The following is a 20,577-nucleotide window of genomic DNA, read 5'->3' on the forward strand; positions in this document are numbered from 1 at the left end:
CCATGCCATGGCCTGGAGGCGGGACGAATGCATGGCTAAGCCCGCGCTGGCCGGTGGCGCATCCCGTTCCGGCCCGCGAAGCGCGGCGCGGGGACCATGCCATCGAAGGGCCGAAGCTCGGCTTGCCGATCCCGAAGCGCGATCCGAATGCCGCCTTGCCGGGACCGGACGATTTGCCGCGCGTCGGCATCATGGCAGGGCTGGGCTTCGCCATGCTGGGGCTTTGGGACATGCGGGCGCGGCGGCCTCTGCGATGGGCTGCGCTTGTCGGGGGCCTTCGGGGCCTCGACCAAGATCGGTTGCCAGCCCTTTACCGGCCATGGCCTGAGGCGCATCCCGGAATCGCATGCGCTGCTGGCCGTGGCGGCTTGGCGGATCGCCTTTGTCGTGGTCTCTTTCTGCGCCCTTCCGCGGCGCAGGCGGCCTGCGGGCGGATCGCCGCGACTCCGGTGCCCTTAGCCTTTTCCCTGTTTCTGCCCCGCAGGGCGCTGGTCTTCCGCCTGCTGCCGCCTTTTGCTCTGGCCGGGTCGCTGGGCTGGTGGATGCTGCTGCGGGTGCTTTGCTCGCCTATACCTTCTTCGGGCTCAGCGCGCTGAGCCATCAGCTGGAAGGCCCGTTCGCCGTCGTCTATGCCGTCTTCCTGGGCATCGTCCATCGCAAGCTGAACTTTGCCGAATTCTACCTTAGTCTGGTCCATATCGGTCGGTGCGCTGATGACGGTCGTCTCGGTCTCGGGGCTCGACGCCTGGATCGCGCGCGCGAGCAGATCGCGATGATGCTGGCGCAGAACGTCTCGGAGATGGTGTCGAGCCCGACCCTGATCTTCGTCGCCATCCTGCTGCTGGTGCTGGGCCTGTTCATGGATGCCACGTTCATGGATGCCACGCCGGTGATCCTGATGCCGACGATCTGAGGACAGGGCTGGCAAACCGCCCGCGGGATCACTTGGGAAGGTGGTTTACCCATCCTTCACGGCGAGGCCATCGTGGGCGGAATCGGCGTGCCGGGGGCGCTGGGACAGGAGGACGCGGAATATGCCCAGGCGGGGCTTTGCCGTCTGGGCCTGTCCAGCGGGATCTGAAGCGGGTCAGGCGCTGACCAGGCGCAGGATCGTGTCGATATTGAAGCGGAGGCGCTCTTCCAGCGCCTCTTTCGCCATCAGGTCGCGCTCGAAGATGATCGAGCCGGTGAAGCGGTTCGTCAGGTAGTAATAGCCGATCGCGGCGATGGTGATGTTCAGCTGCACCGGATCGATTCCCGGCCGGAACTCGCCGCTTGCGACCCCGCGCTGCAGGATGGTGTCGACCATCGACACGAAGCGGCGGCTGTAGATCTTGACGATCTCGGATTTCTTCAAGTGCTTGGCCCGGTGAAGGTTCTCGCTGTTGACCAGCGTGATGAACTCGGGGTGTTTCAGGTAATATTCCCAGGTGAAGCGCACCAGCCGCTCCAGCGCCTCCTTCGGGGGCAGGTGGTCCAGGTCCAGCTTCTGTTCGGCGTCGCGAATGTCGATATAGGCATTCTCCAGCACGGTCTGGAACAACTCTTCCTTGCTGCCGAAGTAGTGATAGAGCATCCGCTTGTTGGCATCGGCCTTTTCCGCAATCACGTCCACGCGGGCGCCGCCCAGGCCATTGCGGGAAAACTCGTTCAGCGCCGCCTTGAGAATGCGTGCCTTGGTCGCTTCCGCATCGCGGGTGCGGTGCTTGGTGCGCTGTGGCGTCTTGGCTTCTGCGGTCACGCTGCGTCTCCGGTAATTCTGTGCTGGTCCAATGCCGTCCTACGGAAAGTTATCGCACTCCTTGCCCGGCGCAAGACGGAGATGGCAACTTTATGCACCATCCGGTTAATGATTCCGCTTGACTCGCCTCCCTGCAAACAAGTAACCAGTTAGTGCGTTATCGACTGTGCCGCCATCTCGGGTCTGAGGAGAGATCCTGGCGGCGCCTTGCAAGGGAGGCTGAGGATGTCCACGTTCATCAAGGACTTTATCGACCGCGAGGTCATGACCCGCCGCAAGCTGCTGCTGGCGGGTGCCGCCGGCATCGCGACGATGGCCGTTCCGGGGATGTCCGGCCGCGGGCAGGCGCGCGCCGCGCTGGTGGACCCTGCCATCGCCTGGAGCTATCGCGACCGTGCCTCGGCCTATTGGAACGCTGTCGTCTCGGGCGGTGAGGCCTTTGTCGAATCCATCGGGCGCGGCAAATCCGATCTGGTCAGCCTGATCAGCGAGGGGTCGTCGGAAAAATCGCTGGCCGACATCAAGGCTTTCCTGGCCAAGACGGGCGGCAACTGCGCCATCGCCTGCGATCCGAACGACAGTCCCAACGCCCGGCCCATCGTCGAGGCGGTGCAGGCGGCGGGGGGCTATATCTCGACCATCTGGAACAAGACCGACGACCTGCACCCTTGGGATTTCGGCGACAACTACGTCAGCCACATGACCTGGTCGGACGAACAGCCGTCCGAGCAGACCGCGCGGATCCTGTTCGAGGCGATGGGCGGCAAGGGCGGCGTCGTGCACCTGGGCGGGATCGCGGCGAACAATCCGGCGGTCGAGCGGTTGGCCGGGCTGCATAACGCCCTGAAGGATTTCCCCGACATCGAACTGCTGGACGCGCAGCCCGCCGATTGGGACACGACCAAGGCGGCGCAGCTGATGTCGTCCTTCCTGACCCGCTATGGCGACCGCATCACCGGCGTTCACTGCGCCGCCGACAACATCGCCTATGGCGTGATCGAGGCGCTGCGGGCCGAAGGCATCACCGACATGCCCATCGTCGCCTATGACGGCAATCCCGAGGCGGTGAAGCTGGTCATGGACGGCCAGCTTCTGGCGACGGTCTTTACCAATCCCTACTGGGGTGGCGGCATCTCGGCGGCCCTGGCCTATCATGCCGCGATCGGCACGTTCAAACCCTCGGACGAGCCGCAGGAGCATCGCGAGTTCTACGGCCCGACGATCCTGATCACGCAGGCCGATGCAGCCGAGTTCAAGGCCCAGTATCTGGACGCCACGCCGGATTATGACTGGACCGATTTCTGGGGGCCGGGCAACGGCCAGATCCAGTATCGCTGACTTCTGAAAATCCACGGGTCGACCGCGCTGCGGTCCTCCCCGCCGTCCTTTCCAGGGGCGCGCGGCCGGGCAGTGTTGAGGAGAACTGCGTTGAAGATGAAGCTCACCCGCGAGAATGTCATCCGATGGGCTCCGGCCCTCGTGCTGCTGGGGCTGGTCGTGCTGTTCACGGCGATCAATCCCGCCTTCCTGTCGCAACGCAACCTGGCCCGGATCGCGCTGGCCGCGACGCCGCCGATGATGGTGGCGCTTGGCGTCACCTTCATCATCGTCATGGGCTCCATCGACCTGTCGATGGAGGGGGCGGTGTCGCTTTGCGCGGTGCTGTTCTGCCTGCTGTTCCTGAAGCTGGGCGGTTCCCTGGGCGCGGGCGCCTGGCTGGCCATTCCGGCGATCCTGCTCTGCGGCGCCTTCTTCGGCTGGCTGACCGGGATGGTCCATGTGCGGCTTCAGATCCCGTCGTTCATGGCCAGCCTGGCGATGGGCTTCGTTGGCACCGGGGCGGCGGTGTTGGTCACGGGCGGGGATATCGTCCGCATTGATGACGATGTGTTCCGCGCCCTGCTGACCTGGCGCATCCTTGGCTTTCCGCTGATGGTCCATATCGCCGTCCTGCTGGTCCTGCTGGCCTGGTTCATCCAGAACCACACCACGCTTGGCCGTAACTTCTACGCCGTCGGCGGCGGCGAGGAGCTTGCCCATGCCTCGGGCGTGAACGTGCGCCGGGTGCGGCTGGCGGGTTTCGCGCTGGCCGGGGTGTTCTACGCCATCGCCGCGATCTTCCAGGTGGCGCGGCTGGGGCAGGCGGAATCGGTGACAGGCGCGAACCTGATGTTCATCGCCATCACCTCGGTCGTCGTCGGCGGCGTCGCGCTGTGGGGTGGGATCGGCGGCGTGCTGAACGCGGTCGTCGGCGTGCTGATCGTCAATGTCATCGGCAATGGCATGGTCGTCATCGGCCTGCCCAACTACCTGCAGGACGGGTTGCTGGGCGTCCTTGTCATCGTCGCGGTCGTGCTGTCCACCGACCGGCGGCTTGTCAGTTTCGCGAAATGAGGCCGCCATGTATCAGCTAAGCTCGGTCGACAAGAAATTCCCCGGCGTCCATGCGCTGAAATCCATCGACTTCCACATCAAGCGCGGCGAGATCGTCGGGCTGGTCGGTGAGAACGGCGCAGGAAAGTCGACGCTGATGAAGGTGATCTACGGCGCCTATCAGCCCGACGGCGGCCAGATCCTGATCGACGGCAAGCCGGTGCATTTCGCCAATCCCCGGCAGGCGATGAAACGCGGCATCGGCATGGTCTTCCAGGAACAGTCGCTGATCCCCAACCTGACGGTGATGGAGAACATCTTCCTGGGCTACGAGGCGCAGTTCACCCGCCTGGGCGTGGTGAACTGGAAGGCGATGGCCGCGGCTGCGAAGAAACAGCTTGCCAAGGTCAAGCTGGAGATCGATCCCGCCACGGTGACTTCGGCCCTGTCCTTTGCGCAGCGCCAGCTGGTCGAACTGGCCAAGGTGCTGACGCTGGAGGAACGGGTCGAGGGCGACCTGGTCATCCTGCTGGACGAGCCGACCTCGGTGCTGTCCGAGGAGGAGGTGAAGCTGCTTTTCAAGCTGGTGCGCGAACTGACCAGCCGCGCGTCCTTCATCTTCGTCAGCCACCGCATGGACGAGGTGATGGCGCTTTCGGACCGCATCTATGTGATGAAGGACGGGCAGGTGATGGATGTCGTCGCCAAGGCCGATGCCGATGCCAGCGCGATCCAGCACAAGATGGTCGGCCGCCACGTGGACCGCGAATATTACCGCGAACAGCGCCAGAAGCCCTATGACGCCTCGCGGACGCTGTTCGAGATGCGCGACATCGTCCTGCCGGGGCGCCCGCACAAGCTGGACCTGGCGCTGCATCCGGGCGAGGTGCTGTGCCTGGTCGGGACCGAAGGCTCGGGTCGCGAGGCGATCCTGCGTACGATCTACGGGATGCTGGCGCCGGTCTCGGGCCGCTTCGAGATGAAGGGGCAAGAGCTTCGCGACTTCAATCCGCGCCGCTCGGTCGCGATGGGCGTGGGCTATGTGCCGCGCGAGCGCAAGGTCGAGGGCATCGTTTCGGGCATGAACGTCTATGAGAACATGACCCTTTCCCAGCTGGGACGCTATTCCAGGGCGGGGGTGATCGACGTGGCGCGCGAAAAGGCGCTGGCGCGGGACTGGATCAGGAAGCTGTCGATCAAGGCGCATTCCGAATTCGCCGATTGCGGCAACCTGTCGGGCGGCAACCAGCAGAAGGTGGTGCTGTCGAAATGGCGTTCGGGCGGGTCCGACATCATGCTGCTGGACCACCCGACGCGGGGGCTCGACATCGGCGCCAAGGAAGACGTCTACGACATGATCCGCGACATGAGCGACGACGGCGTCGGCATCGTGCTGGTGGCCGACACGCTGGAAGAGGCCATCGGCCTGTCGCACACCATCGTCGTGCTGAAGGATGGCGCGATCCGGCAGCGCTTCGATTGCCGGCCGGGCGCCAAGCCGTCGCTCTACGATCTTCTCCACCACATGATCTGAGGCGCAGATGACCATGCAACGCATCAAACCGCATCTTCCCTGGATCACCCTGCTGGTGCTGACCGCCATGGTCGGCGTGGTGGATCCGAATTTCCTGCGCCCCGCGAACCTGCTGAGCCTTGCGGGCGACATCGTGCCGCTGTTCATCATGGCGCTGGGGCTGACCTTTGCCATCTATATCGGCGGGATCGACCTTTCGGTGCAGTCGATGGCCAACATGATCACGGTCATCGCCTCGATCTACCTCGCCTCGCTGGGGGCGTGGGTGGCGGTGCTGTGCATCGCGGCGGGCTTCGGGCTTGGCATGATGTCGGGCTTCCTGACCACGCGGCTCTGCGTGCCCTCGTTCATCTCGACCCTGGCGGTGGGCGGGGTCTGCTTTTCGATCGCGCAATGGCTGTCGGGCAACCGCGCCCTGAACATGGATGCCGAACAGAGGAACGCCGTCTTCGGCTGGATGATCGGCCATACCGGCATCGTCCCGAACGAGTTGTTCCTGGCCGCCGCCCTGCTGGCGCTGTGCCTGTTCATCGAACGGCGCACCATCCTGGGCCGGGTGCTGAAGGCCGTGGGCGCGGGCGAGCCGGCGGCGAAGGCATCCGGCATCGATGTCGGGCGCTACAAGATGCTGGCCTTCGCGATTTCCGGGGCGCTGGCGGCGATTGCGGGGCTGTTGTTCTCGGTCAAGCTGTCGGGCGGCGCGCCGACCATCGCCAACGGCTTCCTGCTGCCCGCCATCGTCGCGGTGCTGGTCGGCGGCACACCCCTGACCGGGGGCGTCGGCGGCGTGCTGAACACGCTGATCGGCACGCTGATCGTCGCCGTCATCCGGGCCTCGATGCTTTATCTGGGGGTCGAGGCGACGCAGCAGCAGATGCTGTTCGGACTGGTGCTGATCGGCGCCATCGCCCTGACCATCGACCGCTCGAAACTGCGCACGGTGAAGTGAGGTTGCCATGACCACGATGCAAGCCGCCGTCCTTGTCGCCCCGCGCCGCTTTGAACTGCGCGAGGTGCCGCGCCCGCAGATCGGTCCCGACGAGGTGCTGATCCGCGTGATCCGAACCGGGATCTGCGGCACCGACCTGCACATGTTCCACGGCCATTATGCGGCCGACGACCTGCCGATCATTCCGGGGCACGAATTTTGCGGCATCATCGAGGAGGCCGGCGCGAACCAGCGCCATCTGGCGCCGGGCCGGATGGTGGTCGCCGACATCAATATCGGCTGCGGGCATTGCTACTGGTGCCGCCGCAACGAGGTGCTGAACTGCCCCGGCATGGTGCAGCTTGGCATCACCCGCGACGGCGCCTTTGCCGAATGCGTCGCGCTGCCCGGTCGGCTGGTCATTCCCGCGCCCGATGACATCGCCCCCGAGATCCTCGCCCTGACCGAGCCGGTCGCCTGCGTGGTCCGCGCGGCGCGCAAGGCACAGGCCGGGATCGCGCAATCGGTCGTGGTGCTGGGTGCGGGGCCGGTCGGCAACCTGCATGTGCAGATGATGCGGCTTGTGGGGGCTGCGCCGATCATCGTTGCCGACCTGTCCGCGGAACGCTGCGCGATGGCTTTCGATGTCGGCGCCGATGCCGCGGTCAGCGATCCCGCGCAACTGAAGGCCACGGTGCTTGAGCTGACCGGCGGCCGGGGTGCGGATCTGGTGATCGAAAGCGTGGGCCATCCGGCGCTTTACGCCACCGCATTCGACCTGATCCGCAAGGGCGGCCATGTCGCCTTCTTCGGCCTGACCGGCGCTGACGCGGCGGTGCCGGTGCCGATCCTGCGCACGATCCTGGAAGAAAACAGCCTGAAAGGTTCGGTCGCAGGCATGGGTCAGGACATGCATGACGCGCTGGCGCTGCTGGCGCATGGCCGGTTTCGCACCGATGCCTTTACCACGGCCTCTTATCCGCTTGAGCGCATCCAGGAGGCTTTCGAGACCCTGGCCGAGCGGCCCGCCGACCTGAAGACCCAGATCGTCATTTCGCAGAACTGACATTGCAGCATTCCCGAGGAGCCCGACACGATGGACCAGATCGCCCGCACCCTTTCCCTTCCGGAGTCGCCGCGCGAATTCGGCTTTTTCATCGACGGCGAATGGCGGCAGGGCCGCGAATTGGCCGAACAGTGCTCGCCCGCGCATGGCGTGCCGGTGACGCGGGTGGCGCGCTGCACCACGGGCGACCTGGACGATGCCGTTGCCGCCGCGCGTCGCGCCTTCGAGGATCGCAGCTGGGCCGGCATCTCGGGCGGCGAGCGTGCGGGCGTGTTGCTGCGCGCGGCCGAAATCCTGCGCCGCCGCCGCGACGAGGTCGCCTATTGGGAGGTGCTGGAAAACGGCAAGCCGATCAGCCAGGCGCGGGCCGAGGTCGAAGGCTGCATCGCCTGTTTCGAGACCGCCGCCGGCGCCGCCCGGCTGCTGCATGGCGACAGCTTCAACTCGCTGGGCGACGGGCTGTTCGGCATGGTCCTGCGCGAGCCGATCGGCGTGGTCGGGCTGATCACGCCCTGGAACTTTCCCTTCCTGATCCTGTGCGAGCGGGTGCCCTTCATCCTCGCCTCGGGCTGCACGATGGTGGTGAAGCCTTCCGAAGTGACCAGCGCAACCACGCTGATCCTTGCGGAGATCCTGGCCGAGGCCGGCTTGCCGAAGGGCGTCTACAACGCCGTCACCGGACCCGGTGGCACCGTGGGGCAGGCGATGGCCGAACATCCCGACATCGACATGCTGTCCTTTACCGGCTCGACCGGGGTGGGGCGGTCCTGCGTCCACGCCGCGGCCGACAGCAATTTCAAGAAGCTGGGGCTGGAACTGGGCGGCAAGAACCCGATCATCGTCTTTGCCGACAGCGACCTTGAGGATGCCGCCGACGCGGCGGCCTTCGGCATCAGCTTCAACACCGGGCAATGCTGCGTTTCTTCCAGCCGGCTGGTCGTCGAGGCGTCGGTGGCCGACGAGTTCGAGCGCCTGCTGGTCGAGAAGATGCGCCGCATCCGCATCGGCGACCCGCTGGATGATGCGACCCAGGTGGGCGCCATCACCACCGAGGCGCAGAACCGGACGATCCTGGGCTATATCGACAAGGGCCGGCAGGAAGGGGCGCGCCTTCTGGCCGGCGGCGAGGTGCTGGAAATCGGCGCGGGCCGCTTCATCGCGCCGACGCTGTTCTCGGGCGTGCGCCGGGACATGGCCATCGCGCGGGACGAGATCTTCGGCCCGGTCCTGTCCTCGTTCCGCTTCGAGACCGTGGACGAGGCCATCGCCATCGCCAACGATACCGTCTACGGGTTGGCGGCCTCGCTGTGGACGAAGGATCTGGACAAGGCGCTGACCGTGACGCGGCGCGTTCGTGCGGGCCGGTTCTGGGTCAACACGATCATGGCGGGCGGGCCGGAAATGCCGCTGGGCGGCTTCCGGCAATCCGGCTGGGGCCGCGAGGCTGGCATCTATGGCGTCGAGGAATATACCCAGATCAAGTCGGTCCATGTCGAGATCGGCAAGCGCGCGCATTGGATCAAGTAAGGGGGCGGCGTAATGGCGCAGGGTTACGACTACGTCATCATCGGCGGCGGTTCGGCCGGCTGCGTGCTGGCCGCGCGGCTGTCCGAGGACAGCCAGGCGCGGGTCTGCCTGATCGAGGCCGGGGGCAAGGACAGCAACCCGCTGATCCACATGCCGGTGGGATTCGCCAAGATGACCACCGGGCCGCTGACCTGGGGGCTGGTGACCGCGCCGCAGCGCCATGCCAACAACCGCGAGATCCCTTATGCCCAGGCCCGCGTCCTGGGTGGCGGCTCCTCGATCAATGCCGAGATCTTCACCCGCGGCCACCCGTCCGATTACGACCGCTGGGTCGAGGAGGGTGCCGAGGGTTGGGGCGCGGACGAGGTGCGCCGCTACTTCCGCCGCTCGGAAGGGAACACGATCCTGTCGGGCGAATGGCACGGCACCGAGGGCCCGCTGGGGGTGTCGAACCTGCCCAGCCCCAATCTCCTCAGCCGCGCCTTCGTGCAAAGCTGCCAGGAGGCCGGCATCCCCTATAATCCCGATTTCAATGGGCCGATGCAGGAAGGCGCGGGCATCTATCAGACGACGATCCGCAACAACCGGCGCTGTTCCGCGGCCGTGGGCTATCTGCGCCCGGTGCTGTCGCGGCCGAACCTGACGGTGCTGACCGGCGCGCTGGTGCTGCGGCTGGTCTTCGAGGGCAGCCGGGCGGTGGGTGTCGAATATGTCGCCGGCAGGGGTGGCGCGCCGGTGGTGGCGCTGGCCGAGCGTGAGGTGATCGTGACCTCGGGCGCCATCGGCTCGCCCAAGCTGTTGATGCTGTCGGGGGTCGGCCCCGCCGATCACCTGCGCAGCCACGGCATCGAGGTGGTGCAGGACTTGCCCGGCGTGGGCCGGAACCTTCAGGACCATTTCGGTATCGACATCGTGGCCGAGTTGAAGGGCCATGAAAGCCTCGACCGCTACGGAAAGCCGCATTGGATGGTCTGGGCCGGGCTGCAATACCTGCTGTTCAATTCGGGGCCGGTGACTTCGAACGTGGTCGAGGGCGGGGCCTTCTGGTATGCCGACCGCGACGCGCCTTGCCCTGACCTGCAATTCCATTTCCTGGCCGGCGCGGGGGCCGAGGCGGGCGTGCCCTCGGTGCCGAAAGGATGTTCGGGGATCACGCTGAACAGCTATACCCTGCGGCCGAAATCGCGGGGCACGGTGACGCTGCGGTCCTCCGATCCGCGCGACAATCCGGTGGTCGATCCGAACTTCCTGGCCGAACCCGAGGATCTGCGCATCTCGACCGAGGGGATAAGGATCAGCCGCGAGATCTTCGGCCAGCATTCGCTGGGGAAATATATCCGCGAATTGCGCTTTCCCGATGCGAACGTGCGCACGCAGGCGGATTACGAGGCCTATGCCCGCCAATACGGCCGCACCTCATACCATCCGACCTGCACCTGCAAGATGGGGCGCGACGAGATGGCGGTGGTCGATCCGCAGCTGCGCGTTCACGGGCTGGACGGGCTAAGGATCTGCGACAGCTCGGTCATGCCCTCGCTGGTCGGCTCGAACACCAATGCACCGACGATCATGATCGCCGAGAAGGCATCCGACATAATCCGGGGCAATCGCTGAGGCTTTGCCGGGCGCGGTCGTTGCCGCGCCCTTGCGCATCAGTCCCAACTGGGGGCGTAGGGCACCCGGTCGCGGTCCACGATGCGGTAATGCGCGCTTTTCAAGTCGTCGATCCGGGCCATCTCGTCCGCCGAGAGCGTGAAATCCATGATCTCCAGATTGGCCCGGATATTCTCCGGGTTGGTGGACATGGTGTTCATGCTGAGGCCCTTTTGCAGGATCCAGCGCAAGACAACCTGAGCGGCGGATTTCCCATGCGTCCCGCCGATTTCCCCGAGCAACGGGTATTTGAAGACCTCGCCCCGCGCGAGAGAACAGTATGACGAGAGCGGAATGCCGGTTTCCCTGGCCGCCTCCAGCAGGCGCGACTGATCCAGCAATGGGTGGAATTCGACCTGGTTCGTGACCAGCGGCACATCGACCACCGCCCGCGCCTGGCGCATCATTGCGGCGGTATAGTTCGAGACGCCGATATGGCTGGCCAATCCAGCCTCATATGCCTTTTGCAGCAGGTTCAGCGACGGCGTGATGTCGCCTCCGGCCGGCGGCCAATGCAGAAGCAGCACATCGATCCAGTCGATTCGCAAGGCACGCAGGCTGGACTCGACCGAAGGCAAAAAGCGCGATTCGCTGAAATTCTCGGGCCTGACCTTGGTGATGATGCAAAACCGGTCGCGCGCGATCCCGGTCTCGGCCAGGGCGGCGCCGGTGTCCGCTTCGTTCTCATAACCCTGCGCGGTGTCAAAGGTCCGGTATCCCGCCTGGACCGCCGTATGGATCGCGTCACGCAGAGCGCCACCCTTTAAGGGAAACGTGCCGAATCCCTGCAGGAATCCGGGTTGCAGCAGAATGTTCATCGCGATCCTCCTCATCATGTTCCTGCGTCGCGCCGATCCCGGTTTTCCTCTTGCCGGGAGGGGCGGATCACAGATATATAGATAACCAGTTAGTTACTTAAGATGCAATTGCGAAGGAGGAGCGCAATGTCCAAGATCCGCACCGCCCATCAGGCGGCAGAACTGGTCCGCGACGGCGCGATGATCGCGGTGAATTCGTCCTCGGGATTGCTGTGCCCCGATCATGTCCTGGCGGCCCTGGGCGAGCGCTTTGCGCAGGAAGGTGCCCCGCGCGGCCTGACGACCATCCATCCGATCGCTGCCGGGGACATGTTCGGCACCCCCGGCGTCGACCATATCGCCCATCCCGGCATGATCGCGCGGATCATCGGCGGTTCCTATCCCTCGGGGCCGTCCAATGCCGAGCCGCCGAAGATCTGGCAGCGCATCCTGGCCGAGGAGGTTGCGGCCTATAACGTGCCCTCGGGCATCGTCTTCGACATGCTGCGCGAGGGGGCGGCGCAGCGGCCCGGCGTGCTGACCAAGGTCGGCATGGAGACCTTTGCCGATCCTGCGCTGGAAGGCTGCGCGATGAACGCCACCGCCCGCGCCGCGCCCATCGTCAAGCGCGTGGCCTTCGAGGGCGAGGACTGGCTGTATTTCCCCGCGCTGCGACCCGATGTGGCGCTGATCCGCGCGACCACGGCGGACGAGAACGGCAACCTGACCTTCGAGGACGAGGGCGCCACGCTCGGCGCGATGGAAATGGCGCTGGCCGCGCATAACTGCGGCGGCATCGTCATTGCGCAGGTCCGGCGTGTCGCCGCGCAGGGCACGCTGAAGCCGCATGACGTGAAGGTGCCGGGCATCCTGGTCGATGTGATCGTCGAGGCGCCCGATCAGTTGCAGACCACCGCGACGCCGCACGATCCGGCCATCTCGGGCGAGGTCTTCCGGCCGCTGTCCAGTTTCCGCGCGGCGGATTTCAATCCCGGCAAGATCATTGCCAGGCGCGTCGCGCAAGAGCTGCGATCGGGATGGGCGGTGAATATCGGCTTTGGCATCTCGGCCAATGTGCCGCGCATCCTGATCGAGGAGGGCCTGCATGGCGCGGTGACTTGGGTCATCGAGCAGGGCGCGGTCGGCGGCGTGCCGCTGCTGGATTTCAAGTTCGGCTGCGCCAGCAATGCCGAGGCTTTCGTCGCTTCGCCGCATCAGTTCTGCTATTTCCAGGCGGGCGGTTTCGACTGTTCCCTGCTGTCCTTCCTGGAAATCGACGCCGAAGGCTCGGTCAACGTCAGCCGCCTTGCCGCGACGCCGCATCGGACGGCGGGGGCGGGCGGGTTCGTGGACATCACGGCGCGGGCGAAGCGGATCGTCTTTTCGGGCAATTTCAATGCCGGGGCGAAGATGCGGCTTGAGGGTGGCAGGCTGGTCATCGACCGCGAGGGCAAGGTTGCCAAGATCGTGCCCAAGGTCGATCAGGTCAGCTTCTCGGGCCGTCGCGCGGTGGCGCAGGGGCAGCAGGTCATCTATGTCACCGAGCGCTGCGTGTTGCGCCTGTTGCCCGAAGGGCTGACGGTGGCCGAGATTGCGCCTGGCGTCGACCTGCAACGGGACGTGCTGGACCAGGCCGCAACGCCCTTGCGTGTGGCGGATGACCTGAAGGAAATGGATGCAGCGCTGTTTCGGGACGCGCCGATGGGCCTGGTGCTGTGAGCGAAGATCCGCGCCTGGACCTGCGGATGGGGGCGGGCATCGCGCGGCTGGCCATCCGCCGCCCGGACAAGCTGAACGCCCTGGACGCCGAAATGGTGGACGGATTGTTGCCCCTTTGCCAGCGGATCGAGCGATCCGATGCACGGGTGGTGATCCTGACGGGCGAGGGCGGGCGCTCGTTCTGCGCGGGCGGCGATATTGCCGCCTGGTCGCAATTGTCGCCCGACGATTTCGGTCGCCGCTGGCTGCGCGACGGCCATGCCGCCTTCGACGCGCTGGCCCGCCTGGTGCAGCCGGTGATCGCGGTGCTGAACGGGCATTGCCTTGGCGGTGGGCTGGAGCTGGCGGCCTGCGCCGACTACCGCCTGGCCGAGACGCATGTGCGGCTCGGCTTGCCCGAAACCTCGCTTGGCATCATCCCCGGCTGGTCGGGAACGCAACGCGCGGTGCGTCGATTCGGTGCCGGTGCGGTGCGTCGGATGGCGCTGTTCGGCGAGGTTTTCGGCGCCGAGGAAGCGCAGCGTCTCGGGCTGGTCGATCAGGTCGTCCCGACGGGCGCTGGCATGGCTGCCGCCGAGGCGCTGGCCGCGCGGGTGATTGCCCGCGCCCCGCGCGCAACGGAAATCACCAAGATGCTGGTCAACGCCGCCGAGGGCGAGGAACGCGAGCGCGTGCTCGAGGCGCTGGCCGGCAGCGTCGCCGCCGCATCCGGCGATCTGCGGGAAGGGCTTGCGGCGTTCCGCGAAAAGCGCTCTGCAAGGTTCGGAGCGACGGGTCGAGAGGGGGAGATGGAATGAAAGCCGAGGATCGCGATTTTCTGGCCGGGCTTTTCGACGCGGCGGTGGCTGCTGCCGATCCCGAAACCGCGCTGGCCGCGCATCTGCCGGATCGTCCCAGGGGCCGCACGGTCGTGGTCGGCGCCGGCAAGGGTGCGGCGCAACTGGCGGCGGCGTTCGAGCGCCTGTGGGACGCGCCGGTCGAGGGCGTGGTGGTCACGCGCTACGGCTATGGCTGCGATACCCGCAATATCCGCGTGATCGAGGCCGCGCATCCTGTTCCCGATCAGGCCGGGCTTGCGGCAACCGAGGCCTTGTTCCAGGCCGTCCGCGGGCTGAGCAAGGACGATCTGGTCGTGGCGCTGGTCTGCGGCGGCGGCTCGGCGCTGCTGCCGGCGCCACCCGAGGGGCTGACGCTGGAGGACGAGATCGAGCTGAATCGCATCCTGCTGGCCAGCGGTGCGCCGATCTCGGTGATGAATGCGATCCGCAAGCAGGTCTCGCGCATCAAGGGCGGCAGGCTGGCGCTCGCGGCGCATCCGGCGCGGGTGGTGTCGCTGGTCGTCTCTGACGTGCCGGGCGACGATCCGGCGCAGGTCGCCTCGGGTCCGACGGTGCCGGACGGGGCCACCCGCGAGGAAGCGCGGCGCATGATCGAGGCGTGGCGGATCGCGCTGCCGCCGCGGCTGGCGGAGTGGTTCGCGGGTCAGGATGGCCTGCCGCCGGATCCCGCCGATTCCTGTTTCAAGGGGCATGAGGTGCGCGTGGTGGCATCGGCACGGCTGTCGCTTGAAGCGGCTGCCGCGCGGGCCGCGGCGGCGGGGGTTCCGGCGGTGATCCTGTCGGACGCGATCGAGGGCGAAGCGCGCGACGTGGCCCGCGTTCATGCTGCCATCGCGCGCGAGGTGGCGACCCGAAGCCGGCCTTTCGCGCGCCCCGTGGTGATCCTGTCGGGCGGCGAGACGACCGTGACCCTGCGAGGCCGGGGGCGCGGCGGGCGAAACAGCGAGTTCCTGCTGGCGCTCGCCTTGGGAATCGAGGGCCTGCCCATCGCGGCGCTGGCCGCCGATACCGATGGCATCGACGGGTCCGAGGATAACGCAGGCGCCTTCGCCGATGGCGGCAGCATGGCGCGGCTGCGCGCCCTGGGCCTTGACCCCGCGGCGATGCTGGCGGGGAATGATGCCTGGTCCGCCTTCGCCGCCCTGGGCGATCTGTTCGTGCCCGGTCCGACCGGCACCAATGTCAACGATTTCCGGGCCATCCTGATCCGGTAAAGGCGCTGCCGGTGGCGATAACCGGCGCCGGCAAGCTCAGGCCGGGACCGGCGCATCCCCGCGCAGCAGGCCCTTGTCCTTCAAGGCCTGCCAGAACTCGGCCGGGATCGGGTGATCCATCCAGGCGAGGTTCTGCTCCAACTGCCGGACGGTCCGCGTGCCGGCGCAGAAGGACGGCACCGCCGGATGTGCCACCACGAATTGCAGCGCCGCGGCGGGCAGCGGGACGTCGTATTCGGCGCAGACCGCCTCGATCTTCGCCACCCGGTCCATGATTTCGGCCGGGGCGGGGGCGTAGTTGTATTTCGCGCCCGGCTTGGCACCCGTCGCCAGAATGCCCGAGTTGAAGCCGCCGCCCACGACCACGGCCGCGCCGCGTTCCTCGCAAAGCGGCAGGAACTCGTCCAGGGCGTCCTGTTCAAGCAGCGTATAGCGGCCGGCCAGCAGGAAGCAGTCGAAGTCGCGCTGCTTCAGCGCCTCGTGGCAGACCTGCCATTCGTTCACGCCGACGCCGATGGCCTTGACCATCTTCTCGTCGCGCAGCCGGGCCAGCGCCTTGTAGCATCCGTCCATGGCCTTGCGGAAAACCTCGGGCTGCTCGCTGCCGCGGGTATAGACGTCGATGTCGTGGATGAAGAGGATGTCGATGCGTTCCAGCGCCAGCCGCTGCAGGCTGTCCTCGAAGGCGCGCATCGTGCCGTCGTAGCTGTAGTCGAACTCCATCGTGAAGGGCGCCGCATTCACCCAGGGCGCAAAGTCGATGCTGTCGCGCCGGGCCGGGCGCAGCAGGCGGCCGACCTTCGAGGACAGCACGAAATCGTCGCGGTTTCGCCAGCGCAGCGCCTCGGAGGTGCGCAGTTCCGACAGGCCGTGGCCATACATCGGCGCAGTATCGAAATAGCGCACGCCGGCATCCCAGGCGTGATCGAACATCGCGCGCGAGGTCTGGTCGTCGATCTCGCGGAATATGTTCCCCACCGGGGCGGTGCCGAAGGCGAAACCAGTCACCTCGAGGTCGGTGCGGCCGAACTTGCGCATATCCGAGGGTTTCATCCATGTCCTCCCATAAGTAACCATATGGTTATTAACTGCCACATTTCGCGATCCCCGGCAAGGGCCGCGATTTTGAGGTTGACGCCTTGGCGCCGGCGAAAATAAAGTAACCAGATAGTTACATATCCGAGGGGGGATTCGCAGATGTATTTGACCGAGACCCAGCTGCAGGTGCGAGACATGGCCCGCGCCTTCGCTGATGAGGTCATCCGGCCTGCAGCCGAGGCGCTGGACCGCGACGAGCGTTTCCCGGCCGAGATCTATGACGAGATGGCCAAGCTGGGCCTGTTCGGCATCGGCGTGCCGGAAGGCATGGGCGGGCCCGGCTTCGACACGCTGACCTATGCCGTGGTGATGGAAGAGCTGTCGCGCGGCTATGCCAGCGTGGCCGACCAGTGCGGTCTGCTGGAGCTGATCTCGACGCTTCTGGTGCGTCACGGCACGGATGCGCAGCGCAAGCTGCTGCCCGAGATCCTGGCGATGCGCCGCAAGGTCGCCTATTGCATCACCGAGCCCGAGGCGGGGACCGACGTTTCCGGCATTCGCACCACGGCGCGGCGCGACGGCGACGGCTGGGTGCTGAACGGCGGCAAGATCTGGATCCACAACGCGCCCGTCGCCGACCTGGGCTTCGTCCTGGCCCGCACCGACAAGGATGCCGGCAATCGCGGCATGTCGATCTTTGTCGTCGATCTGCACGCGGCCGGGGTCGAGCGCGGCCCCAAGGAACACAAGATGGGCCAGCGCGCCAGCCAGGTCGGGGCGCTGACCTTTACCGACGTGCGGCTTGGCGCCGATGCCATGCTGGGCGAGCCGGGGCGCGGCTTCCACATGATGATGAGCGTGCTGGACAAGGGCCGGGTCGGCATCGCCGCGCTGGCCGTGGGCATCGGCCAGGCGGGGCTCGAGGCCGCGCTGGACTATGCCGGGACGCGCAAGCAGTTCGGCAAGCAGATCGTCGAGTTCCAGGGCGTGCAATGGCTTCTGGCCGACATGGCCAAGGACATCGAGGCCGCGCGCCTGCTGGTCCACTCGGCGGCGTCCAGGATCGACAACGGCCAGGACGCCACCAAGGCCTGCTCGATGGCGAAATGCTTTGCCGGCGACATGGCGGTGGCGCGCACGGCGGATGCGGTGCAGGTCTTCGGCGGCTCGGGCTATATCCGCGGCTTCGAGGTCGAGCGGCTGTATCGCGACGCCAAGATCACCCAGATCTACGAGGGCACGAACCAGATCCAGCGCATGATCATCGCCCGCGAACTGCTGAAGAAGGGCGCGCAGGCATGAGACAGGCCGCCCTTGTCACCGGCTCCTCGCGCGGGATCGGCCTGGCCGCGGCCGAGGCGCTGGCGCGCGAAGGTTTCGCCATCGCCGTGAACGGCCCCGCCGACGATGCCGAATTGCAGGCCGCTGTGGCCCGCATCGCCGCGCTTGGCGTGCCGGTCGTCGCCGCGCCTTTCGACGTGACCGGCATCGCCGGCCATGACGCGGCGCTTGCCCGGATCGAGGACGCGCTCGGCCCCCTGACCACGCTGGTCAACAACGCGGGTGTGGGCGTCATGCAACGCGGCGACCTGCTTGAGGTCAGCGAGGCGAGCTGGGACCGCTGCCTGGCCGTCAACAGCAAGGCGATGTTCTTCCTGTCGCAAGCCTTCGCCCGTCGCCTGCTGGCGCGGAAACGCCCCGAGGCGCTGTTCCATGCCATCGTCAACGTCACCTCCTCGAACGCGGTGGCGGTGGCGGTGCAGCGCTCGGAATATTGCGCCTCGAAAGCCGCCGCCGCGATGGTGTCCAAGGCGCTGGCGGTGCGGCTGGGCCCCGAAAACATCGCCGTCTACGATGTGCAGCCCGGCCTGATCGCGACCGAGATGACCGCCCCCGTGATCGACGCCTATCGCCAGCGCGCCGAGCAGGGCTTGACGCTGTTTCCCCGCGTGGGCCAGCCCGCCGACATGGGCGCCATCATCGCATCGCTGGCCTCGGGCCGGCTTCCCTATACCACCGGACAGGCGATCTCGGCCGACGCCGGGATGCTGGTTCCGCGCTTCTGAAAGGTGCCGCCATGAAGATCGCACTTCCCGATACGCAAGGCCGCCTGGCCGACTACACGCTGACCGGCACCCCCATCGCGCAGGCCGTGCTGCCCGCGAATCCGGCCCGCATCGTCTATTCCGCCGCCCATGTGGTGGCCGATCCCTTCACCGCCAGCGATCCCTCGGGGCGCGCGGCGGTGGATTGGGACAGGACGATGGCGTTCCGCCGCTACCTGGCGGGCCTCGGCCTTGGCATCGCCGAGGCAATGGATACGGCGCAGCGCGGCATGGGCCTCGACTGGCCCGGCGCGCTGGAACTGATCCGCCGGACCAAGGCGGAACTGCCCGAGGCGCTGGTCGGCAACGGCTGCGGCACCGATCACCTGGACCCGTCGGACGCCCGCACGCTGGACGACGTCATCCGCGCCTATCTGGAACAGGTCGAGGCGATCCAGGCCGTCGGCGGCCGCATCGTGCTGATGGCCAGCCGCGCCCTGGCCCGCGTCGCGACGCGCCCCGAAGATTACCTGCATGTCTACGCACAGGTGCTGTCGGCCTGCGACCAGCCGGTGATCCTGCACTGGCTGGGCGAGATGTTCGACCCCGCCCTGGCCGGCTATTGGGGCGGTTCGGATTTCGACGCCACGCTGGAGACCGTGCTGGTGGTGATCGAGCAGAACCTCGCCAGGGTTGACGGCATCAAGATGTCGCTCTTGGACAAGGACAAGGAGATCACCTTGCGTCGCCGCCTGCCCGCGGGCGTGAAGATGTATACCGGGGACGATTTCAACTATCCCGAACTGATCGAGGGCGACGACCAAGGCTTCAGCCATGCCTTGCTGGGGATCTTCGACCCGCTGGCCCCCGCCGCCGCCTATGCCGTCAACCGGCTGGCCGAAGGGGACAGGGCAGGTTTCCGCGCCGCCCTGGACCCGACCGTGCCGCTGGCCCGCACGATCTTTCGCGCCCCGACGCAATACTACAAGACCGGCGTGGTCTTCCTGGCCTGGCTGAACGGTTTCCAGGATCATTTCATCATGCTGAACGGCCATCAGGCGATGCGGCCCTTGCCCTATTTCACCGAAGTCTTCCGCCGGTCGGACGCCTGCGGGTTGCTGCGAGACCCGGAACTGGCGGTGCGTCGAATGAAAGCGCTGCTGGCAGTTCACGGGGCATAGGAATGCGCGATTTCAGCCGCGACATGTCCGCATTGGCCCTGAACACCGCCACGCTTGGCCATAATGTCGAGGGGGCAGGCGCCGGCTGGTCGCCCGAACGCACCATCGACGCCTGCGCCGAGCGCGGCTATGGCGGCATCGTCTTCTGGCGGCGCGAGATCGGATCCCGCGCCGCAGGGATTGCCGCCCATGCCCGCGCCGCCGGGCTGACGGTGGCCGGGCTGTGCCGGGCCCCGTTCCTCGTCGGACCCCTGGCGCCACGGGGCAGGCAGGCGGTGATGGATGATTTCCACGCCTCGATCGACATGGCGGCAGAGCTTGGCGCGCCGGTCCTGACCATCGTGACCGGAGGGGTCGAGCCGGGCACGCGCGGCGTTGCCGAAAGTCTGCGCCTCGTCGCCGACCGCGTGGCCGAGGCTGCCCCTTACGCCGCAGAACGAGACGTGCGCCTGGCGCTTGAGCCGCTGAATCCCGTCTATGGCGGCAACCGCTCCTGCCTGACGACGCTGCGCGACGCCCTGGATATTTGCGACGCGCTTGACGCGCCCAATGTCGGCGTGGCGGTCGATGTCTACCATGTCTGGTGGGACACTGACCTGCCACGGCAACTGGCCCGCGCCGGAAAGCGCATCCTCGGCTACCACCTTTGCGACTGGCTGGCCGATACCTCGGATGTGCTGCTGGATCGCGGCATGATGGGTGACGGCGTTGCCGATCTGAAAGCCATCCGTTCCGCGGTCGAAGCGGCCGGCTACCAGGGCCTCTGCGAGGTCGAGATCTTTTCGGCAGGCAACTGGTGGAAGCGCGATCCAGCCGAAGTGCTCGATACCATCGTCACGCGCTTCCGATCCGTCTGTTGATTGTTCCAGGAGGAAAAACCATGAAACTTCTCGTGCCCGTGAAGCGCGTGATCGACTACAAC

At 66.6% G+C, this 20,577-nt stretch carries 20 protein-coding genes; 17 read left to right on the forward strand and 3 right to left on the reverse strand.

Translation table 11 applies throughout. The annotated features are described in order from the left end of the window. Window positions 1-230 precede the first annotated feature (230 nt). From FE811_RS28160 to FE811_RS04880, 3 genes are read left to right on the forward strand one after another with little or no spacing between them, the layout of a single operon-like run. On the forward strand, window positions 231-596 hold the full coding sequence (locus FE811_RS28160) for a bestrophin family ion channel (protein WP_255469658.1): 366 nt from the start codon (window positions 231-233) through the stop codon (window positions 594-596). After that, window positions 560-913 carry a TRAP transporter large permease subunit gene (locus tag FE811_RS28165; RefSeq protein ID WP_255469655.1) on the forward strand — a complete coding sequence of 118 codons (354 nt, stop codon included), beginning with the start codon at window positions 560-562 and terminating at the stop codon, window positions 911-913. Before FE811_RS28160 ends, FE811_RS28165 begins: the two co-directional genes overlap by 37 nt. Before the next feature lie 27 nt (window positions 914-940). After that, complete coding sequence (locus FE811_RS04880) at window positions 941-1,081, forward strand: heme-binding protein (RefSeq protein ID WP_140846897.1); 141 nt, start codon at window positions 941-943, stop codon at window positions 1,079-1,081. Between the two features lie 6 nt (window positions 1,082-1,087). On the opposite strand, the gene FE811_RS04885 is transcribed toward FE811_RS04880, so the two are convergent. After that, the gene (locus FE811_RS04885; RefSeq protein WP_036750604.1) at window positions 1,088-1,741 is read right to left on the reverse strand and encodes a TetR/AcrR family transcriptional regulator; all 654 of its coding nucleotides are present in this window, start codon (window positions 1,739-1,741) and stop codon (window positions 1,088-1,090) included. 225 nt (window positions 1,742-1,966) lie between these two features. Between FE811_RS04885 and FE811_RS04890 the strand changes: the two genes are divergently transcribed. The 7 genes from FE811_RS04890 to FE811_RS04920 all read left to right on the forward strand — a co-directional run bounded on the left by FE811_RS04890 (window position 1,967) and on the right by FE811_RS04920 (window position 10,783). After that, a complete protein-coding gene (locus tag FE811_RS04890) occupies window positions 1,967-3,079 on the forward strand; it encodes a sugar ABC transporter substrate-binding protein (RefSeq protein ID WP_181180819.1) in 1,113 nt (370 codons plus the stop codon). 96 nt (window positions 3,080-3,175) lie between these two features. Continuing rightward, window positions 3,176-4,135: an ABC transporter permease gene (locus tag FE811_RS04895; RefSeq protein WP_036750608.1), complete on the forward strand. Its 960-nt coding sequence runs from the start codon at window positions 3,176-3,178 to the stop codon at window positions 4,133-4,135. A 7-nt stretch (window positions 4,136-4,142) separates the two neighbouring features. Beyond that, the gene (locus FE811_RS04900) at window positions 4,143-5,648 is read left to right on the forward strand and encodes a sugar ABC transporter ATP-binding protein (protein WP_140846899.1); all 1,506 of its coding nucleotides are present in this window, start codon (window positions 4,143-4,145) and stop codon (window positions 5,646-5,648) included. A gap of 13 nt (window positions 5,649-5,661) precedes the next feature. Beyond that, on the forward strand, window positions 5,662-6,597 hold the full coding sequence (locus FE811_RS04905; protein WP_255469656.1) for an ABC transporter permease: 936 nt from the start codon (window positions 5,662-5,664) through the stop codon (window positions 6,595-6,597). A 7-nt stretch (window positions 6,598-6,604) separates the two neighbouring features. Then, the gene (locus FE811_RS04910; protein ID WP_140846903.1) at window positions 6,605-7,642 is read left to right on the forward strand and encodes a zinc-binding dehydrogenase; all 1,038 of its coding nucleotides are present in this window, start codon (window positions 6,605-6,607) and stop codon (window positions 7,640-7,642) included. A 30-nt stretch (window positions 7,643-7,672) separates the two neighbouring features. Next, window positions 7,673-9,169 carry an aldehyde dehydrogenase family protein gene (locus FE811_RS04915; RefSeq protein ID WP_140846906.1) on the forward strand — a complete coding sequence of 499 codons (1,497 nt, stop codon included), beginning with the start codon at window positions 7,673-7,675 and terminating at the stop codon, window positions 9,167-9,169. Between the two features lie 12 nt (window positions 9,170-9,181). Continuing rightward, on the forward strand, window positions 9,182-10,783 hold the full coding sequence (locus tag FE811_RS04920; protein WP_140846908.1) for a GMC family oxidoreductase: 1,602 nt from the start codon (window positions 9,182-9,184) through the stop codon (window positions 10,781-10,783). 38 nt (window positions 10,784-10,821) lie between these two features. Here FE811_RS04920 and FE811_RS04925 read toward each other — a convergent pair whose 3' ends face one another. Continuing rightward, the gene (locus FE811_RS04925; protein ID WP_140846910.1) at window positions 10,822-11,640 is read right to left on the reverse strand and encodes an aldo/keto reductase; all 819 of its coding nucleotides are present in this window, start codon (window positions 11,638-11,640) and stop codon (window positions 10,822-10,824) included. A gap of 126 nt (window positions 11,641-11,766) precedes the next feature. On the opposite strand from FE811_RS04925, the gene FE811_RS04930 reads away from it, so the two are divergent. The 3 genes from FE811_RS04930 to FE811_RS04940 are packed head-to-tail and all read left to right on the forward strand — an operon-like array spanning window position 11,767 to window position 15,391. After that, on the forward strand, window positions 11,767-13,338 hold the full coding sequence (locus FE811_RS04930) for an acyl CoA:acetate/3-ketoacid CoA transferase (protein WP_140846912.1): 1,572 nt from the start codon (window positions 11,767-11,769) through the stop codon (window positions 13,336-13,338). Next, complete coding sequence (locus FE811_RS04935) at window positions 13,335-14,135, forward strand: enoyl-CoA hydratase/isomerase family protein (protein WP_140846914.1); 801 nt, start codon at window positions 13,335-13,337, stop codon at window positions 14,133-14,135. Before FE811_RS04930 ends, FE811_RS04935 begins: the two co-directional genes overlap by 4 nt. Next, window positions 14,132-15,391 carry a glycerate kinase gene (locus tag FE811_RS04940; RefSeq protein ID WP_140846916.1) on the forward strand — a complete coding sequence of 420 codons (1,260 nt, stop codon included), beginning with the start codon at window positions 14,132-14,134 and terminating at the stop codon, window positions 15,389-15,391. The genes FE811_RS04935 and FE811_RS04940 overlap by 4 nt, the downstream gene beginning before the upstream one ends. 36 nt (window positions 15,392-15,427) lie before the next feature. Here the strand turns inward: FE811_RS04940 and FE811_RS04945 are convergent, their stop codons facing one another. After that, the gene (locus FE811_RS04945; RefSeq protein ID WP_140846919.1) at window positions 15,428-16,444 is read right to left on the reverse strand and encodes an aldo/keto reductase; all 1,017 of its coding nucleotides are present in this window, start codon (window positions 16,442-16,444) and stop codon (window positions 15,428-15,430) included. A gap of 144 nt (window positions 16,445-16,588) precedes the next feature. Here FE811_RS04945 and FE811_RS04950 point away from each other — a divergent pair, with 144 nt between their 5' ends. From FE811_RS04950 to FE811_RS04965, 4 genes are read left to right on the forward strand one after another with little or no spacing between them, the layout of a single operon-like run. Next, complete coding sequence (locus FE811_RS04950) at window positions 16,589-17,731, forward strand: acyl-CoA dehydrogenase family protein (protein WP_140846921.1); 1,143 nt, start codon at window positions 16,589-16,591, stop codon at window positions 17,729-17,731. Then, window positions 17,728-18,495: a 3-ketoacyl-ACP reductase gene (locus FE811_RS04955; protein WP_036750642.1), complete on the forward strand. Its 768-nt coding sequence runs from the start codon at window positions 17,728-17,730 to the stop codon at window positions 18,493-18,495. Before FE811_RS04950 ends, FE811_RS04955 begins: the two co-directional genes overlap by 4 nt. A gap of 11 nt (window positions 18,496-18,506) precedes the next feature. After that, a complete protein-coding gene (locus tag FE811_RS04960) occupies window positions 18,507-19,655 on the forward strand; it encodes a dihydrodipicolinate synthase family protein (RefSeq protein ID WP_140846923.1) in 1,149 nt (382 codons plus the stop codon). A gap of 2 nt (window positions 19,656-19,657) precedes the next feature. Next, on the forward strand, window positions 19,658-20,515 hold the full coding sequence (locus FE811_RS04965) for a sugar phosphate isomerase/epimerase (RefSeq protein WP_140846925.1): 858 nt from the start codon (window positions 19,658-19,660) through the stop codon (window positions 20,513-20,515). The last annotated feature ends 62 nt before the right edge of the window (window positions 20,516-20,577 follow it).

Origin of the sequence: Paracoccus sp. FO-3, assembly GCF_006386455.1 — a bacterium.
GTDB classification, from domain to species: domain Bacteria; phylum Pseudomonadota; class Alphaproteobacteria; order Rhodobacterales; family Rhodobacteraceae; genus Paracoccus; species Paracoccus versutus.